This window comes from Bacillus sp. FSL W7-1346, from assembly GCF_038593335.1.
Classification (GTDB): Bacteria; Bacillota; Bacilli; order Bacillales; family Bacillaceae; genus Bacillus; species Bacillus altitudinis.
This window is the reverse complement of the sequence record NZ_CP151988.1, coordinates 3225378-3241606: the sequence shown is the minus strand read 5'-3', so window position 1 is coordinate 3241606 and position 16229 is coordinate 3225378. Positions and strand designations below refer to the sequence as shown.

The 16229-nt window shown below is 38.2% G+C and carries 10 protein-coding genes; 7 read left to right on the top strand and 3 right to left on the bottom strand.

The window, feature by feature from the left end:
- The first annotated feature begins 31 nt into the window (after window positions 1-31).
- The 3 genes from NST09_RS16725 to manA all read left to right on the top strand — a co-directional run bounded on the left by NST09_RS16725 (window position 32) and on the right by manA (window position 2919).
- A complete protein-coding gene (locus NST09_RS16725) occupies window positions 32-1003 on the top strand; it encodes a sugar ABC transporter permease (RefSeq protein ID WP_342493134.1) in 972 nt (323 codons plus the stop codon).
- Window positions 1000-1821: a carbohydrate ABC transporter permease gene (locus NST09_RS16720; protein WP_008343219.1), complete on the top strand. Its 822-nt coding sequence runs from the start codon at window positions 1000-1002 to the stop codon at window positions 1819-1821. Before NST09_RS16725 ends, NST09_RS16720 begins: the two co-directional genes overlap by 4 nt.
- A 147-nt stretch (window positions 1822-1968) precedes the next feature.
- Complete coding sequence (gene manA / locus NST09_RS16715) at window positions 1969-2919, top strand: mannose-6-phosphate isomerase, class I (RefSeq protein ID WP_007499909.1); 951 nt, start codon at window positions 1969-1971, stop codon at window positions 2917-2919.
- 47 nt (window positions 2920-2966) lie between these two features.
- Here manA and NST09_RS16710 read toward each other — a convergent pair whose 3' ends face one another.
- Complete coding sequence (locus NST09_RS16710) at window positions 2967-6581, bottom strand: CDP-glycerol glycerophosphotransferase family protein (protein WP_057078970.1); 3615 nt, start codon at window positions 6579-6581, stop codon at window positions 2967-2969.
- Between the two features lie 322 nt (window positions 6582-6903).
- Between NST09_RS16710 and NST09_RS16705 the strand changes: the two genes are divergently transcribed.
- Window positions 6904-9534: an N-acetylglucosaminidase gene (locus NST09_RS16705; RefSeq protein ID WP_342493133.1), complete on the top strand. Its 2631-nt coding sequence runs from the start codon at window positions 6904-6906 to the stop codon at window positions 9532-9534.
- Between the two features lie 17 nt (window positions 9535-9551).
- Here the strand turns inward: NST09_RS16705 and NST09_RS16700 are convergent, their stop codons facing one another.
- Complete coding sequence (locus NST09_RS16700) at window positions 9552-10739, bottom strand: CDP-glycerol glycerophosphotransferase family protein (RefSeq protein WP_342493132.1); 1188 nt, start codon at window positions 10737-10739, stop codon at window positions 9552-9554.
- Window positions 10740-10750: 11 nt separating this feature from the next.
- Window positions 10751-11521: a WecB/TagA/CpsF family glycosyltransferase gene (locus tag NST09_RS16695; RefSeq protein WP_216942873.1), complete on the bottom strand. Its 771-nt coding sequence runs from the start codon at window positions 11519-11521 to the stop codon at window positions 10751-10753.
- Between the two features lie 368 nt (window positions 11522-11889).
- Here NST09_RS16695 and tagD point away from each other — a divergent pair, with 368 nt between their 5' ends.
- From tagD to NST09_RS16680, 3 genes are all read left to right on the top strand, one after another.
- A complete protein-coding gene (gene tagD, locus NST09_RS16690; RefSeq protein ID WP_008343212.1) occupies window positions 11890-12279 on the top strand; it encodes a glycerol-3-phosphate cytidylyltransferase in 390 nt (129 codons plus the stop codon).
- Between the two features lie 95 nt (window positions 12280-12374).
- On the top strand, window positions 12375-13841 hold the full coding sequence (locus NST09_RS16685; protein WP_116306323.1) for an alpha-glucosyltransferase N-terminal domain-containing protein: 1467 nt from the start codon (window positions 12375-12377) through the stop codon (window positions 13839-13841).
- A gap of 47 nt (window positions 13842-13888) precedes the next feature.
- The gene (locus NST09_RS16680) at window positions 13889-16162 is read left to right on the top strand and encodes a CDP-glycerol glycerophosphotransferase family protein (RefSeq protein WP_116306321.1); all 2274 of its coding nucleotides are present in this window, start codon (window positions 13889-13891) and stop codon (window positions 16160-16162) included.
- Window positions 16163-16229: the final 67 nt, after the last annotated feature.

Below are 16229 nucleotides of genomic sequence, written 5' to 3'. Positions count from 1 at the left end.
GCCTCTTTTTTAAAAAAAGGAGTGTAGCTTCATGCGCATGGACACATCGCCGATCACAAAAACACCAGCAGCAAAAGTGAAACGTGTTCGGAAAAAATGGAATGGAGACCAGCTGCTTGCCCTGCTATTTTTAGCACCGTCAGCTGTTTTATTATTCATTTTTGTTTATGGATTTATTGGCTGGACAGGATATGTTTCATTATCGAACTGGACCTCGATTGTTCCTGATTTTTCTTTCGCAGGTATGAAAAATTATGTCATGCTGTTTCAAGATTTTCGCTTTCAGTCAGATCTTCGAAACACGGTCTTTTTTACATTATTCTTTATTGGAGCAGTCATTGCTTCTGGGCTTGTACTAGCCATTTTACTAGACCAGAAGATCAAGGGGGAATCACTTTTTCGGAATCTCTTCTTCTTTCCGATGGCCCTTTCCTTTGTGGTCACAGGTGTTGTGTGGCAATGGATCCTAAATCCATCAACTGGGGTGAATCTGTTTTTAAAAACTCTCGGCATCCAGCCCAAGTGGTACACGGATACGAACATTTTAGCTGGATTTGTCTGGGGGAAAATTGAGTTTGGTGTACCGGCAGCAATGATTGCAGTTGTCATCGCTGCTGTGTGGCAGATGACAGGGTTCTCACTTGCGATGTATTTGGCTGGTCTTAGAGGCATTCCAGAGGAAGTGAGAGAGGCTGCTAGAATGGATGGCGCAACCGAGTGGCAAATCTACTGGAAAATCATTTTCCCGCTGTTAAAACCAATCACAGCGAGTGTCGTCATTATCATGGCACATATTTCTTTAAAGATCTTCGATTTGATTTACTCGATGACAGGACCAGGTGCAAACTTTGTCACCGATGTGCCAGGTGTTTATATGTTTGAAATGACCTTTAGAGGAAACCATTATGCAGGTGGTGCCGCCATTGCGATCGTTATGCTGATTTCTGTTGCGGTCTTTATCGTGCCGTATCTCCTGTCTAGCCGGAAGGGGGCTTCATCATGACCGCAAGAGGGTTTGTCCGTCCAGTTCTTTATGCGTTATTAATACTGTGCAGTTTGTTTTTTCTCATGCCTGTTTATGTCATGCTCGTCACAAGCTTAAAGCCATTAGGTGAAGTGACCCTTGAGCGAATGTGGTCGCTTCCATCTACACTAGATTTCTCAAGCTACAAAATCGCTTTTGAAAAGTTATCACCCAATTTAATGAACTCTCTTTATCTAGTCATTCCTGCTACCTTATTGTCAGCTGTATTAGGTGCGATGAATGGCTATGTGCTGTCTAAATGGCGCTTTAAAGGATCAGAAGTGGTGTTTACCTTCATGTTGTTTGGTATGTTTATTCCATATCAAAGTATCCTCATTCCACTTATTCAATTTTTACGTGAAATCGGCTTGTATAACTCCATTCCGGGACTTGTGCTTGTCCATGTCGTATACGGCCTGCCAATCACAACACTCATGTTCCGCAATTTTTATGTGAGCATTCCTGATGAAATGATTGAATCAGCGAAGATGGATGGGGCCGGATTTATCGGGATCTTCAGACATATGATTCTTCCGCTTTCCATCACAGGGTTTGTCGTGGTTGCCATTTGGCAGTTCACAAATGTGTGGAATGAGTTTCTATTTGCGGTCACTATGACCACGGCAGAGAATCAGCCGGTCATGGTTGCACTGCAAAATTTATCAGGCAGTCAAATTGTGCAATGGAATGTTCAAATGGCAGGTGCCATCTTGGCTGCGCTGCCGACACTTTTGGTCTATATTCTACTCGGAAAATACTTTGTGAAAGGGCTTCTTGCAGGCTCTGTCAAAGGGTAAATTGATTTTCTTGTTATCGTTTTCATTTGGTGTACTGAAAGGATTGACTTCTCTTTAGATAGCGTCATAATAAAAGTTGAGACTTGCTAGTTTTCATCATGCTAGGCAAGGATTATCAAAGGGTAGCAAAGGGAGGAGTCATCCTGAATGAAGCAGTCACCAATTTTTTTACTGCCTGAATTGAAGGAGAGAATATGGGGAGGCACAGCCTTAAGGGATCAATTTGGCTATGATATTCCTTCTGATCAAACGGGAGAATGCTGGGCAATTTCTGCTCATCCAAACGGACCAAGTGTCGTGCAAGATGGTCCATATAAAGGGAAAACGCTGATCGAACTATGGGACAATCACAGAGAATTGTTTGGGGGAATAGAAGGCGATCGCTTCCCGCTCTTAACAAAAATTTTAGATGCAAACCAAGACTTATCCGTTCAAGTTCATCCAGATGATGATTATGCGGAAAGACATGAAAATGGCGAGCTTGGAAAAACAGAGTGCTGGTATATCATTGACTGCAAAGAAGGCGCAGAAATGATCTACGGTCATAATGCAAGGACGAGAACTGAGCTTGTGACCATGATGAACAGCGGAGATTGGGAAGGCCTTTTGCGGCGAGTGAAAATTAAGCCGGGTGATTTTTATTATGTGCCTAGCGGTACCATTCATGCACTATGTGAAGGCACACTGGTTCTCGAAACGCAGCAAAGTTCAGATACGACCTATCGGGTGTATGATTATGAACGAAAAGACCAAAATGGCCATGAACGTGAACTTCACTTCACGCAGGCCATTGATGTCACAACGGTTCCTCATGTAGACGGTTATGCAGATGAATCAGTAGAAACTCGTCCAGGGGTGACCATTAGAACATTTGTAGAAGCAGAATACTTCTCTGTGTATAAATGGGAAATTGATCAAAAAGTAGAGCTATCGCAAGATTATCCGTTTTTGCTGTGCAGCGTTATTAATGGGGAAGGGTCCTTAGAGCATAATGGACATACATATCCGCTGCCAAAAGGAGCCCATTTTATCCTGCCGGCTGAAACAGGGAACTTCACCATTGAAGGATCTTGTGAACTGATTGTGTCACATATATAAAGAAAAAGACTTTCAAGCATGGAATAGAGCTTGAAAGTCTTTTTTAGTTAATTTAACACTTTATAAAAAGTATCCATTGCTTTTTTATTGTACTCTTTATAATTGAATGGAGCATAAGCAGGATTTGTATGATTACTAAAGTTATTTAGCCCTCCTACAAGTCCATCGACACTGTTATTGACTAAAGCACCATATTTGCCATTCTCTAAAACTGTTCGATTTGCAATAATATCTGTTGCCAAGATATCCATTCCTAACGTCATGGCTTCTAAAAGTACCATTGGCTGGCCTTCATAGTGTGATGATAAAACAAAGCAGTCACACATTTTTAGGACGGTAAATGGATTTTCAACTTGGCCAACTAAAAACACATAGTTTTGCAATTCTAATTCGTCTATTAACTTTAGAAGGTCATTTTTAAGAGGACCATCGCCGAGAATATATAGTCTGCTGTTTGCATTTGTTTCTAAATGTTGTTTAAAAGCAGTAATTAAATTATCTTGCCCTTTTTCTGGAGACAGACGTCCCATATTAACAAAATTATAGTGTTTTTTGGAAGGGTAAGGAACAAATTCATTTCCTATTTCAAACCCTCGAACTTCAAGAATTTCAATCGCTTTTTTATCTACCCAGCCTACTTTTTCGTTATTAAACACTATGGAACAGTAAGTTGATATAGGTGTGGTAATTTCTTCTGTAATATCAACTTCTTTTTGATTGTAAAGATAAAAATCTTTCAAGACTTTAAACCTAGTATCTTCGTTCGTTTTGCTATAAATTTTAAATTCGTTCAAATGAAGAGAAGCAGAGTAGCTCACTTCTTTACGATTTAAAATAGTTTGATGATCTAATGTTTTAAACGCTTTTACATGTAACCATCCAATCACTTTTTTATCTAAAGAGAATTGGTAATATGTCGCTTCTTTTGTTTTATGGCTCTTGTGTACAGTCACAATAGCACCTTTATATAACTCAGCGCTGCAAACTTCTTCATATCCGAAATTTGGATATGCTTTTGTCCATATTGTATGATTCTCTGTATGGACAATTTTCATTTTTTTATTTATATTTCTTTCTAAAAGTGTTCTATTAGGCAATGAGCGAATAAACTCTGCATGTTCGTGGTAATTTTTGTTCAATAATGTTTGTATTTCTTTTTCCATCATGACTTGCTTTTCCTCAGATTGAACACTATTTACTTCATAATTCTTCAGTATTTTTAGTGCAGATGAGTCTATCCAGCCTATTAGTTGTTTGTTGATATAGAATCTGCAGTAGAGTGAACGTTCAGTTCTAGCTTCTCGGTCTATCTCTACCATAATATTCTTATAGGGGTGACTCGAAGAAACCTTTTTAATTCCCCTCGTTTTAAAGGGTTTCGTCCAAATATCATTATGTTTAGGGTTGGTGATTAATGCTAATTTATGAACTTCTTCTTCACATATAATACTATCTGGAAGAAGTTTAAAAGCATCTTTATTTAGCCATCCCACAACATGATCTTCATAAGAGAACTTATATAAAACTTCGTTTTGTTTTGTTACAGCTTTTCTTGTAATCATCACTACATTGTTTTCAAACTCTTTGCTTGAAAAAGTGGACAGGTTATCTTCTACTAACGTAGTGAAGATTTTATCATGTTTGCTGCTTAGAATTTTTGCTCTTGATTTAAAAGGTTTATTCGATTGGATAAGGCTTGATGTGTTTTGGTCACCAGATTGTAATTCTATTCCTAATATTTTGTCTGGATTGATTGAGTTCATCACATAATCAAACTTACTTTCATCTGCATAGTGAGATAAATTTTGTTTGTTCAATTCCATTGTGCCTTTAGAAACACTGACCAATTTATCAAATTTATGATATATGGTGAATAAACCTCTCAAATTTATTTTATGAGGCTTCTTACCATTGATCGTTCTTTCGCTATCAGAGAGAAGATCATTATGCATAAAACATATTTTTGTTTTAGCATCTGCAGAAACGAGATATTTAGCCCAATATAAACTATATCCGCTAAAATCAATGACATGGTCAAAAGTGGATTTTCCGAAAAGGCGACTAAATTCTCTGGAATAAGCATCTTGTGGATAGAGCTTTTCCCCGAATTTACTGGTTACTCCACGATTATGAATGAATTTATCTTTATAAACTTCTTGTAAAGTGTAGACAGGTAGGCCTGGCTTGAAAATAAACCTGACATTTTTATTGACTTTTGCAATATTATTTAATACCTCTTTGGAGTTTGGTGTGCTCATATAGCAACTAACATCATATTTATGATAATCAATATTTTGTGTTAAATTAATGAAAGAGGAAGTGATACCATTATTTTTCATTCCCCCAGGGTAAATCAATATCTTTTCTTTCTTTTCATGAAGAGCATTGATGAAACGGATGTCTTCCGTTTCATTGTTGAAAATAGATTTAACAACTCTCTCAGTCACTTTACCATCGTCATGTTTTGTGAAGTCATGTTTAAATTGATCATACTGACGTTTAAATTGTGAATTTATGTCTTCTATATGAGCAATCGAATCTGCCAAATTTTTAATGTTATAAAGGCGGGGACCAGGAAGGTCTTTAAGATTAAAATACATGCCTCGCTCTTCATTATATTCATCTGCATCCCACATATAAAAAAGAACGGGTTTATTTGTAACTAGAAAATCAAAAAATATACTTGAATAGTCAGTAATCAATAAATCGGTCGCACTTAGCAGCATATTTGTATCGATAAAGTCTGGTATCAGCCGACCTTGTAATTCTGCTGATTGACTGGCTTGGTGATACAGAAATGGATGAAGCTTAAGAAGGATATTATATTCTTGACTAAAGCGTTCATGTAAGTAATTCAGGTCAGAAGTGATCTGAGTTAAATTGTTTTTAACTTTACCTACACTTGTCCCTTTCCAAGTAGGTGCATATACAATGGTTTTTTTGTCTAAAGAAAGGTCTACTCCAAAAGAGTGAAGATCTTTTTTAAATTCAAGGGAATCAGTATTCAACGTTAAATCAATTCTTGGATACCCTTCTTCTATAATTTTTCCCGAGAAAAGATGTTTCAACTTATAGCTATTTATAAACATACTTGTTGTATGTTCATTTGGGCTAATGAGATAATCTGAGCTCAAAAAATTTCTCAATACATTCTGAGAATGTGCAGGGTTTCCTGGAATATCAAAGCCCATATATTTCAATGGTGTGCCATGCCATGTATTGATATAGACTTGTTCCTTTTTACATATAAAAAATGGTTGAAAAGTAGAGTTGTTTATTAAATATTTTGCAGTTGCTAAGTATTTCAAATAATCTTTAGAATTTCGCTTTACAAAAATGATGTTTTTATAATCGGTATACTTATCTAAAATTGGTTTTAATATTTCAAAATCATCAATTGACCAAATATGTGTATAGTCTTTGAAATGAGGCTGATGTAACAAATATTCAAAAATGGCTAATGGGCTATCGGTCATACTTTTTCCGTCTCTAGATTCATATAGTACGGTTTTTTCAACAACATCAAAACGTTGATAATAGTATGCATATAAATTGTTTCTTTGGTGTCTTTTATCCTTTATAAAATTCATTAAAGGGTCTTTCAAAAATTTTATTTTTCGTTTTAATATTTTTTTCTGACGTTTAAAAATTTTCTTGTTCATCATTATGACTCCTTTGGAGATTACTATTGAAAAAGTCAAGAAATTCGTTGTGATATAAAATACAAGTGAATTTGAAATTTCTATAAATTCTAATGATGCTAAATGATACTAAATGATACCATACCTTTAAAGGGAAATTAAGAAATCACTATATCTTTAAAGTAAATTTAAGATGATGTATTGAGGTGAAAGTCCCCCAAAAATGTCACTTTTCATAGGTGAATTTAAATATATTAAGCTTATTTTGTTAAAAAAGTCTGGTGTTTTTGTCGATAAAGAGATTAGTAGACTATTATGCAAAGTTAAGAGAGGGACAGGGACCGTGAAAAAAACCATCAAGATTATGTTACTCGCAGCTGCCTTTGGTATGACATTACACACAGGTAAAGAAGTGCAAGCAGCCTCCTATGTCGATCAATCCATTTATACGATTAGCACCTCAAAAGTATTTACAACAGAAGCAGAAGTGAAAAAAGCGGTTGACACGTTGAAAAAGGACAAAAAGTGGACAGCCACTTATCAAACGTCAGGAAATACATCGACTTATCAACTAACTGCCTCAGGATATGACTCACAAGTAGCAGCTAATGCAAGTGCCGCTGCATTAAAAAAAGAGTTAGGCATGAGCGGTACGGTGTCTCCAGTAGGTGACCGCCTTCCTTTACAGAAAATCGTATCTGATCCAATCAACGATGAAAGTCAGGCGAAAAAACTGACGCTCGAGCTGACGAAAACATCAGGACTCAATAGCACGTATGAAGCTATCAATCAAAGCAGACCATCTTATCAGGTCATTTCAGGAGCCATTGATTCTGAAACGAAAGTCAAAAATATTCAAACCGAACTACAAAAACAGGCCGGAGTCACTAGTACATATCAAACCGAAAACAAAGCGGGCACTGTGTATCAGCTGATCTCAGGCAATATGGTTGGACAGAGTAAGGCAAATACCATCCTGCAAGGTTTTCAAAAGGAATCTGGTTTAAAAGCAGTACTCCAAACGGTAGCAGCAGGCAAACCGTATTACATCGTCACATCTGCTGCACAAACGAATCAGTCTAAAGCGCAAACCCTTCTGACCCAGCTGCAAAAAGAAGCGAAAATTAGCGGAAAGATTCAGAAGGCTGGAGCTGTTAAAAATGTATATAGCATGGAATCAGGCTATTTCAAAGACAATAAGCAAGCAGCCTCAGCGGCGGCTCAGATTAAGAAACAAGCTGGTGCGTCAGGTACTGTACAGCGAGTAGGAAAAACGAAAAATTATATCGTAAAGCTCAATCAATTAAATGACACAACTTACGCAAAAACAGTTGCCTTTTTCAAGAAAAAGAAATGGCGCTATACATCTAAAAAGATCTCCTCTACACAGCCATATCAAGTAGTGACTGGGAATCTTTTGGGCGATGATCAAGCGAAAAAAGCAACGGCATTTTTCCAAAAGAAAAAAGTATCCGCCACAACGAAAAAAACAGGCAAAGCATCTGACAGCACGTATCGACTTGTTGTGAATCAGGCAACGGATCAGACAAAAGTAAATAAAGGTGCTGCATACTTAAAAGCACAAAAGGTGACAAGCAGCATCACAACAGGCAAGGGACAAGCCGTCAGTAAAGCATACAGCCTAATGACAGCCCCTGTATATGATCAAAGCAAAGTAAAGCAAGCGCAAGAGATCATCAAGAAAAATGGAGTTGCCAGCAGTACAAAAACATTAACAGAAGCTGTTAAGCAATACCGTATTACGACAGAGGCGACTGTGAATCAGACAAAACTGAATCAAGCCTTAAGTTATTTAACCAAACAAAAAATGAAAGCAGCCGCTCAGAAAGCGGGAGCAACTGATTATGGTCAATATCAGATCAAAACAGGGGTCATTTCGACTGCTACGTTAAGAGATCAAGGCATGACATTCTTCAAAAAGCGAAATGAACCAGCTGCTTATACAACAACGACAAAACCGGCATATAAAATCAACATCACACAGCAGTTTACAGGTTTACCAAATGCGAATGCGGCCATTGCTTTTGTGAAAAGCCAATACGGCTGGACAGCCACAGCGACCAAAATCAAAAACGGTCCAATGGTGATGCAGACGAATTATAACCTCACAGTCAATGAGATGGTAAACAAACAAATGAAGGTGTCACCGCAGACAGATGGTGCAGCCTATGTCTATGCGACATATGTAGACCCAGCGACGTCCACAGTGAATACAGACGGGCTAAATGTACGTTCTACACCTGATTCAAGTTCGGCTAGCAACATCGTCGCACAGCTGAACAAAGGAACAAAAGTGAAGCAGCTTGGAAAAGAAGGCAACTGGATCAAGATCAGCCTCGGCTGGAGAAATGCCAGTTCAGCAGAAGTATTAAAATATGTAGACCCAGCGAATATCGCGGAGGGCACTCAATCTTATTTTCAATTTCTCAAACTCTCTGAAGCTGCAAATCTCAATCCGACTGAAGTGAATACGAAGATTTTAGCAGGGAAAGGGATTCTTGCCGGAAAAGGACAAGCCTTTATCACAGCAGCAAAAACGTATCATATTAACGAAATCTATCTGATTTCACATGCATTGCTTGAAACAGGAAACGGCAGTTCCATTTTAGCGAACGGTACGAAGTTTAATGATAGAATCGTGTACAACATGTATGGCATTGGTGCATATGACAGTAACCCGAATTACCTCGGAGCAAAATATGCGTATGAACAGCAATGGTTCACACCAGAGGCAGCCATTATTGGCGGAGCAAAATTCATTGGCAACAGCTACATCAATAATGCCACATACAAACAAGATACCATTTACAAAATGCGCTGGTCTGCGACAGCCACTCATCAATATGCAACAGATATTGGCTGGGCTTCTAAACAGGTCACTCGTATGTATAGTTTGTATAACTTACTTGATAACTATACGCTGTATTATGATATCCCCGTGTATAACAAATAAAAAAACGTCCGTGCTTCTTAATGAGAAGCCGGACGTTTTTTGTGTAAGAGCTGATGTTCAATAAAGGAAAGAAGCTGCAGACTTGATTCCCCTTTTGAATATTGATTCCATTCCTCAGCAAAGGTTTTCAATAAGTCTTGATTGGCTGATTCGTTTAGCTGCTTAAGCTCCGTTAAGAGCATAGCTTGAGTGACACAAGCCTTTCCTGGAATGATGTCTTCATAACGTTCGACTAAGCCGCGTTTTGTGCGATAAGTCTCTAGATCGTAAGTGAAGAACAACACAGGCTTTTGGAGCAGCGCATATTCAAACACAATAGACGAATAATCTGTAATCAGGACATCGCATACAGAGAGCAATGGAAAGAGCGGCTGATCGGACACATCAAATATCCACTCACCATCTGTTTCTGCTTTGGCTAAATGTTTCACTGCAGGATGAAGTTTGACGAGCAGGATATAGTCACCATTCAGCTCTCTATGCAATTGTTCTTTAGAAAAAGGTAAGACAAGACCGTCCATTGCAAAGTCCCGGTAGGTCGGCGCATACAGCAGCACTTTTTTGCCTTTTGGAAAAATATCCGTCTGAAAGGAAATAGGGCGCTCATCATAGTACGCATCTGTGAATGGTACACCTGTTGGCAGAAAACGATCGTCCTTGACGCCAAATGAAGTTTTGAAAATCTCGCGCATGTGATCTGAGCCTGTAACGATATAATCGAAAGACGCATAGACCCGCTTGAAACGCTGCAGATCACGAGAACTACGGTGATGATTTGAAGCGTCTTCAAGACCGAACTTTTTCAAAGCACCATTGGCGTGCCACACTTGAATACAAGTGGTAGAAGGTCTATTTCTTAGCACACTTGTCATCAGAAAATAATTATCTGTGACGACAACTTTGCTTTTTAGCATCGTATAGATACATTGAATGAGATGGAAGGGATTTTTTTCATGAAAATAGCGAAATGACACATGAGGCACGTTCTTTTCTATCACGGAAGCATGCTTCGTATAGAGGACAGTGAGCTTCATTGTCATATTCGCCTGTTGTTGATAAGTATCAATGAGAGCAGCTGCATTCTCTTGGAATGAAACAAGCAGCGTCACCTGATTGTCACGAGGTTTCACGCCGCTCATGAGCCATCCAGCAAAAGAAACAAAAGCTGCATAGCATGAGATGATCATTGAGCGTATATTCATCATGTATCAGTCTCTCACAGCTGCTTCGTCTGATCTTTTACTTGCTCAGGATAGTAGCGCTTTTTCCCTTTGTTTTCTTTTAATACGGCAAAAGCGTACTTTGGGATATTCAGCATTCGTTTCCATCTCCACGGATTGACAATGAGTCTGTACAGCCATTCCGTATTTGTTTTAATCATCCAGCGTGGTGCACGCTTCACCGTACCGCTAAATACATCAAAGCTTCCACCTAAACCGATGCAAACAGCTTGCGGGAACAAAAGACGGTATTCATAAATAAAGTTCTCTTGGTTTGGATAACCTAAAGCAACAAACACCATATCTGCTTTTGAACGAGCAATTTGTTTTGCCACAAATCGTTTATCCGCTTGATAACCATCACAGCTGCCTGCAATCACCACATTCGGATATTCCGTATCAATTCGCTGTTTGACAGCCTCAAGCACTTCTTTTTTCGCCCCATATAAAAAGATACTTTTAGATTGCTTGTTTGCGAGATCAAGCATAGACATAAACACATCAAAACCTGCAATTCTTGATTTCAATGGACTTTGCGTCATGCGTGACATCAACACAACACCTACACCATCCGGCAGTACATAATCCGCGGAAGAAACGACTTGATGATATGCATCATCCTTCATGACAGCATAGCCGATCTCTGGATTCACTGTCGCAATCATGGCGCCTCTTCTCTTGGAAATATGATGCTGGTTGATATAGTTAATAAATTCATCTAAGTCACCATTTACATAAGAAAGGTTAGAGACCACTTCTGTTTGCATTGTTCAGACCTCCTTTTTCATTTTGTTATCTATGAAACGTTCATTGTAAATTCATTCTTCGCCTACTCATCATTTTATCACAGTTGCTCCATGAAATATTAACAATAACTTTACAATCCTTTAAATTTCGTGACATTTTCATTAATTCATATGGACGATCCTTTGTGAAATATTGATTTCTCGGTGTTCTACTCCTGCACCCAATAAATTGGAAATAGTTTGTCTTTACATTTTCTTAACCTTTCATAGGCGTTGTGATATAATGAAGTTCCGAAGAGCGAAAAAATGATCGATGATAATAGGATTACGGATAACATTACTGCTTGAAGCAGACGAATAAGGATGAAAGAAAGGAGTTCATGTTTGCAATGAAGAAAGTTATTACTTACGGTACATTTGATTTATTACACTGGGGGCACATTAAGCTGCTAGAACGTGCAAAGCAGCTCGGAGATTACTTAGTGGTGGCCATCTCTACAGACGAGTTTAATCTACAAAAATCAAAAAAAGCTTATCACAGTTACGAGCATAGAAAGCTGATTCTTGAAACTATTCGTTATGTAGACGAAGTTATTCCAGAAAACAGCTGGGATCAAAAAGTCCGCGATGTACAAGAACATGACATTGATGTCTTTGTCATGGGAGATGACTGGGAAGGTAAATTCGATTTCTTGAAAGAGCATTGCGAAGTCGTTTACTTGAAGAGAACAGAAGGTATCTCGACAACTCAAATTAAGGAAGAAATTGCTGGACTTTAATAGATGAAAAAAGTACTTCTTATCTTTTGGTGAGAAGTGCTTTTTCATGTGAAATACAATGAGCGAGTTATCATGAATTTTAAGGAGAGCTTTCTTTGTTTCAAAATTGGATGAAGAAAAAAGTTAAAGATACATTGGATCAACCTGAACAAAATGAAACGATGGCATTAGTTGAAATTCCTGATATGGACTACTACTTTATTGTAGGTGACGTACCAAATGAGGAAGACGGCTTAACGAAGTCTTTAAAAGCAAGAATAGAGCCATTGGCTGAGAAACATAAACATACTTCGATTTTAACTTTGAATTTCGATGTAAATGTGAAGGACCGTATTCGCCGCTTGGAGGAGACGTTTCATCCTCAAATTGACATCCTGAATGTATTTGAACATTACATTCTGCCAGAGAGCGGAAGTAAAAGATATTATTCGGAGTTTATTGCAGGTGAAGTACCTCAATCCATTAATGAAGCAGTCATACCGGCAGATACATCAACCATTCAGGTGACGAGATATGAACTGCCTTCTTCCCCAATCTGTATGATTGATCAATATAATGAAGAGCAACAATTATTGAAGAGAGAAGAATACAATTGGCAGGGAGCTTTACGCAGAGTTCAAAGTTTTGTTCCTCATACAGGTGCCCTCTATTTAGAGGAATTGATCAAGGACGATGGCAGCATTTTTATGGAGATCATCTATGCTGGTGATGCAAAAAAGAATCCAGTTCGGCACATAAATTGGTATAAAAGTACAGGAATTCAAACATTTACAAAGAAGACGGATATAAAACAACAATGGCTATCCAGCATTCAATTACAAAATGACCGGTTAAAACTGATGGTCACAGAGGACCGGGACCAGGACCGCCACTTGTTTAAAATAAATCAACCGGAATCAACTTATTATGCTGCTTTTGTGCATGAAGCCCATTATGAGGAAAATCCGCTCCATATCAATTCTCAATATGGAGAATTATTTAAACAAATAAGAAAACAGCAAGTGGATGCCGTCTTCTTTGGCGATACTAAGCATAAAGAAGATGTTGAGAAGGTTTTAGGAGAACAAACTTATTTCTACCATGTGCCTTCTGATGAAATGTCAGCTTGGAAAACAGTACTTCATCAGATGCTGGAAAACCGTATACGTAAAGATGAGCTGAGAAAGATCGTGGATCGCACGAAATGGGTACTGCATGATCTTAGCTCTGAACACCATGTTCTTCATCTTCAGCTTAAGATGACAGACGAAATGAGCCAAGTGGATCATGTGGAAATTGATTTTGCAGGATATGATCGAGTGAATGGAGCTGAAATCATTTCTCAAACAATTGATGAGAATGATCAAGTCAGTTTCCCAATTGGTCATTTTCAAACAAAGAAAAACATCGAAACCAACCAAACAAAATTTGTGGATTTTTACATCCGCTTTAAAACAGAAGAACTTCAAGAAGTGTTGCAACGTCTAGAAGTAGAGGGAGAGCTCCTTACCAATAAACCATCTTCAATTGATGGTTGGTCGTATCAAACGAAACAGGGGAACTATTCTTGGAAAGTAAAATAATGATACAAATAACGGTAAGATTTTTGAACAGAGGAGATTAACGATTAATGATTGAAGAGGGAATCCATAAGAAGAGTGTCGTTGAAGGTTTAAAAAATCATCATGAAAAATTGGAAATGCTCGTTCGCATCTACGATGACATGCCATTAGCAGATAGAGAGTTTTATCTGTTTATGAGGGAAAGGGTCTCAAAACAAGAACTATTCCTCCCGCTTGTTCATCAAGAAGGGAATCTATTCAAATTGGTACTGAGTGAAGCATCGCTTCCGCTTGCGTTAGAGCAAGGCCAGACATACAACTTGTATGTCACGGACTATCTGAGCACAAACAAAGAAGAGGACGAAGACGAGCTTGAAGACTCAGCCTATGATTCTGATTCGGAAGAAGAGGATGAAGACGCAAAAGAAGCGGATACCAGCGCGACTTCCGAAATAGAAGAAAAAACACCATATTATAAACGTCGTTTGAAAATGGAAATTGAAACGCCAGAGCTGACATTTTTAGAAAATAAAGAAGCGCTGTTGTATGTTATTCCATATCGTACAGACAAAGGCAATGCTTCATTGAAAATCAAACGGGAGCTCAAAGTTGTGAAATTCCATCATATCGAGCTCAACAAAGAATGCACGCTATCTTTATCTGGGTATGCAGGCGTTCTAAGTGCAGAGCATCCTTATCAGATCAAAGAAGTAAAGCTTCTATTGAAGAAAAATGGTGAGGAACCAGTTGAGCATCGTTTTCCTGTCAAGATGACACATAAAAAAGATGAAGTCATTCAATATCGTGACGACCATCAAACACCACAACTGTATCAATTTTCAGCAGAAGTTCCTTTAGAGGAGTTAACTTATTCTTTAAATAAACGTCTTATATACCGCTTTTATCTAGAATTTATTTGCGACGTCAACGGAGTGGAGGAAACATTAACAACTGCTTCTTTGGTACTTGGAGATCGTTCAAACAAACTCAAAGGGCTTGTTCAAATTCATAAAAGAGACGACGTACCAATTCGTTATGAAGTGTACAGAAAGAAAAAAAGACAAACCCTTGGTATTCGAATTAATGATTACACCATGAAGACACGTGCTAAGTACTACGTGAAAAGCAAGTGGAAGAAATTCAAAAAGCAATTTGGGAAAATCAAAAAAATTCGAAATCGTCTTGTAACAAGAACCTTTAAAACAACCTTTAAGCTGGCGAGTAAGCTGTCCGTCAAAAAGAAAACTGTTGTGTTTGAAAGCTTTAATGGAAAACAATTCAGCTGTAACCCGCGTGCTATTTATGAATATATGAAAGAAAATCACCCTGAATATACGCTGATCTGGAGTGTTAAAAAAGGGCATGAAGCACCATTTAAAGAAAAGGGCATCTACTATATCAATCGTCTGTCATTGAAATGGATTTTTGCAATGGCAAGAGCCGAGTATTGGGTCGTAAACAGTCGTTTGCCGCTATGGGTTCCAAAACCAGAACACACCCAATACTTACAAACATGGCACGGCACGCCATTAAAACGACTGGCGATGGACATGGACGAAGTGCATATGCCTGGAACAAACACGAAGAAGTACAAAAAGAATTTCACGAAAGAAGCATCGAATTGGGATTATCTGATTTCTCCTAATGCATACTCGACCGAAATCTTTACCCGTGCGTTCCAATTCCAAAAGACCATGATTGAGTCAGGATATCCGAGAAATGATTTCCTTCACAATCAAAACAATGACGAAACAATGAGAGCGCTCAAACAAAAAATGAACTTGCCACTTGATAAAAAATTGATTTTATATGCACCGACATGGAGAGACGATCAATTTTATAAAAAAGGGCAGTACAAATTTGATTTAGATCTTGATCTGCATGAGCTACGAGCATCAATCGGAGAAGAATATATCATCATCCTTCGTATGCACTATTTAGTAGCGGAAAACTTTGATCTCGGACCATATGAAGGCTTTGCCTATGACTTCTCTCATTACGAAGACATTCGAGACCTTTATATGATTTCCGACCTACTCATTACAGATTACTCTTCCGTGTTCTTTGATTATGCAAACCTTAAACGTCCGATGCTGTTCTATGTACCAGACATCGAAACATATCGTGACAAGCTCAGAGGATTCTACTTCGACTTTGAACAAGAAGCACCTGGGCCGCTTGTGAAAGAGACAGCAAGTGTCATTGAATGGGTAAGAGAAACAGAACAACCGACTTTTACATTACCAGCTTCATTCGCACCGTTTTATGAAAAATTCTGCTATCTAGAGAGTGGAAAGTCATCGAAGCGAGTGGTGGAAGTGGTATTTAAAAAGGAATATTGAGAAGCACTACTAAGGGATCCTCATGCCTAAGAGTGAATCCCTTAATAGTGCTTTTTTTGGTTTATTT

Bases quoted from the DNA above. Each gene is read 5' to 3' on its own strand.
- NST09_RS16725 (WP_342493134.1), top strand. From the start codon at position 32: ATGCGCATGGACACATCGCCGATCACAAAAACACCAGCAGCAAAAGTG.
- NST09_RS16720 (WP_008343219.1), top strand. From the start codon at position 1,000: ATGACCGCAAGAGGGTTTGTCCGTCCAGTTCTTTATGCGTTATTAATA.
- manA (WP_007499909.1), top strand. From the start codon at position 1,969: ATGAAGCAGTCACCAATTTTTTTACTGCCTGAATTGAAGGAGAGAATA.
- NST09_RS16710 (WP_057078970.1), bottom strand. From the start codon at position 6,581: ATGAACAAGAAAATTTTTAAACGTCAGAAAAAAATATTAAAACGAAAA.
- NST09_RS16700 (WP_342493132.1), bottom strand. From the start codon at position 10,739: ATGATGAATATACGCTCAATGATCATCTCATGCTATGCAGCTTTTGTT.
- NST09_RS16695 (WP_216942873.1), bottom strand. From the start codon at position 11,521: ATGCAAACAGAAGTGGTCTCTAACCTTTCTTATGTAAATGGTGACTTA.
- tagD (WP_008343212.1), top strand. From the start codon at position 11,890: ATGAAGAAAGTTATTACTTACGGTACATTTGATTTATTACACTGGGGG.
- NST09_RS16680 (WP_116306321.1), top strand. From the start codon at position 13,889: ATGATTGAAGAGGGAATCCATAAGAAGAGTGTCGTTGAAGGTTTAAAA.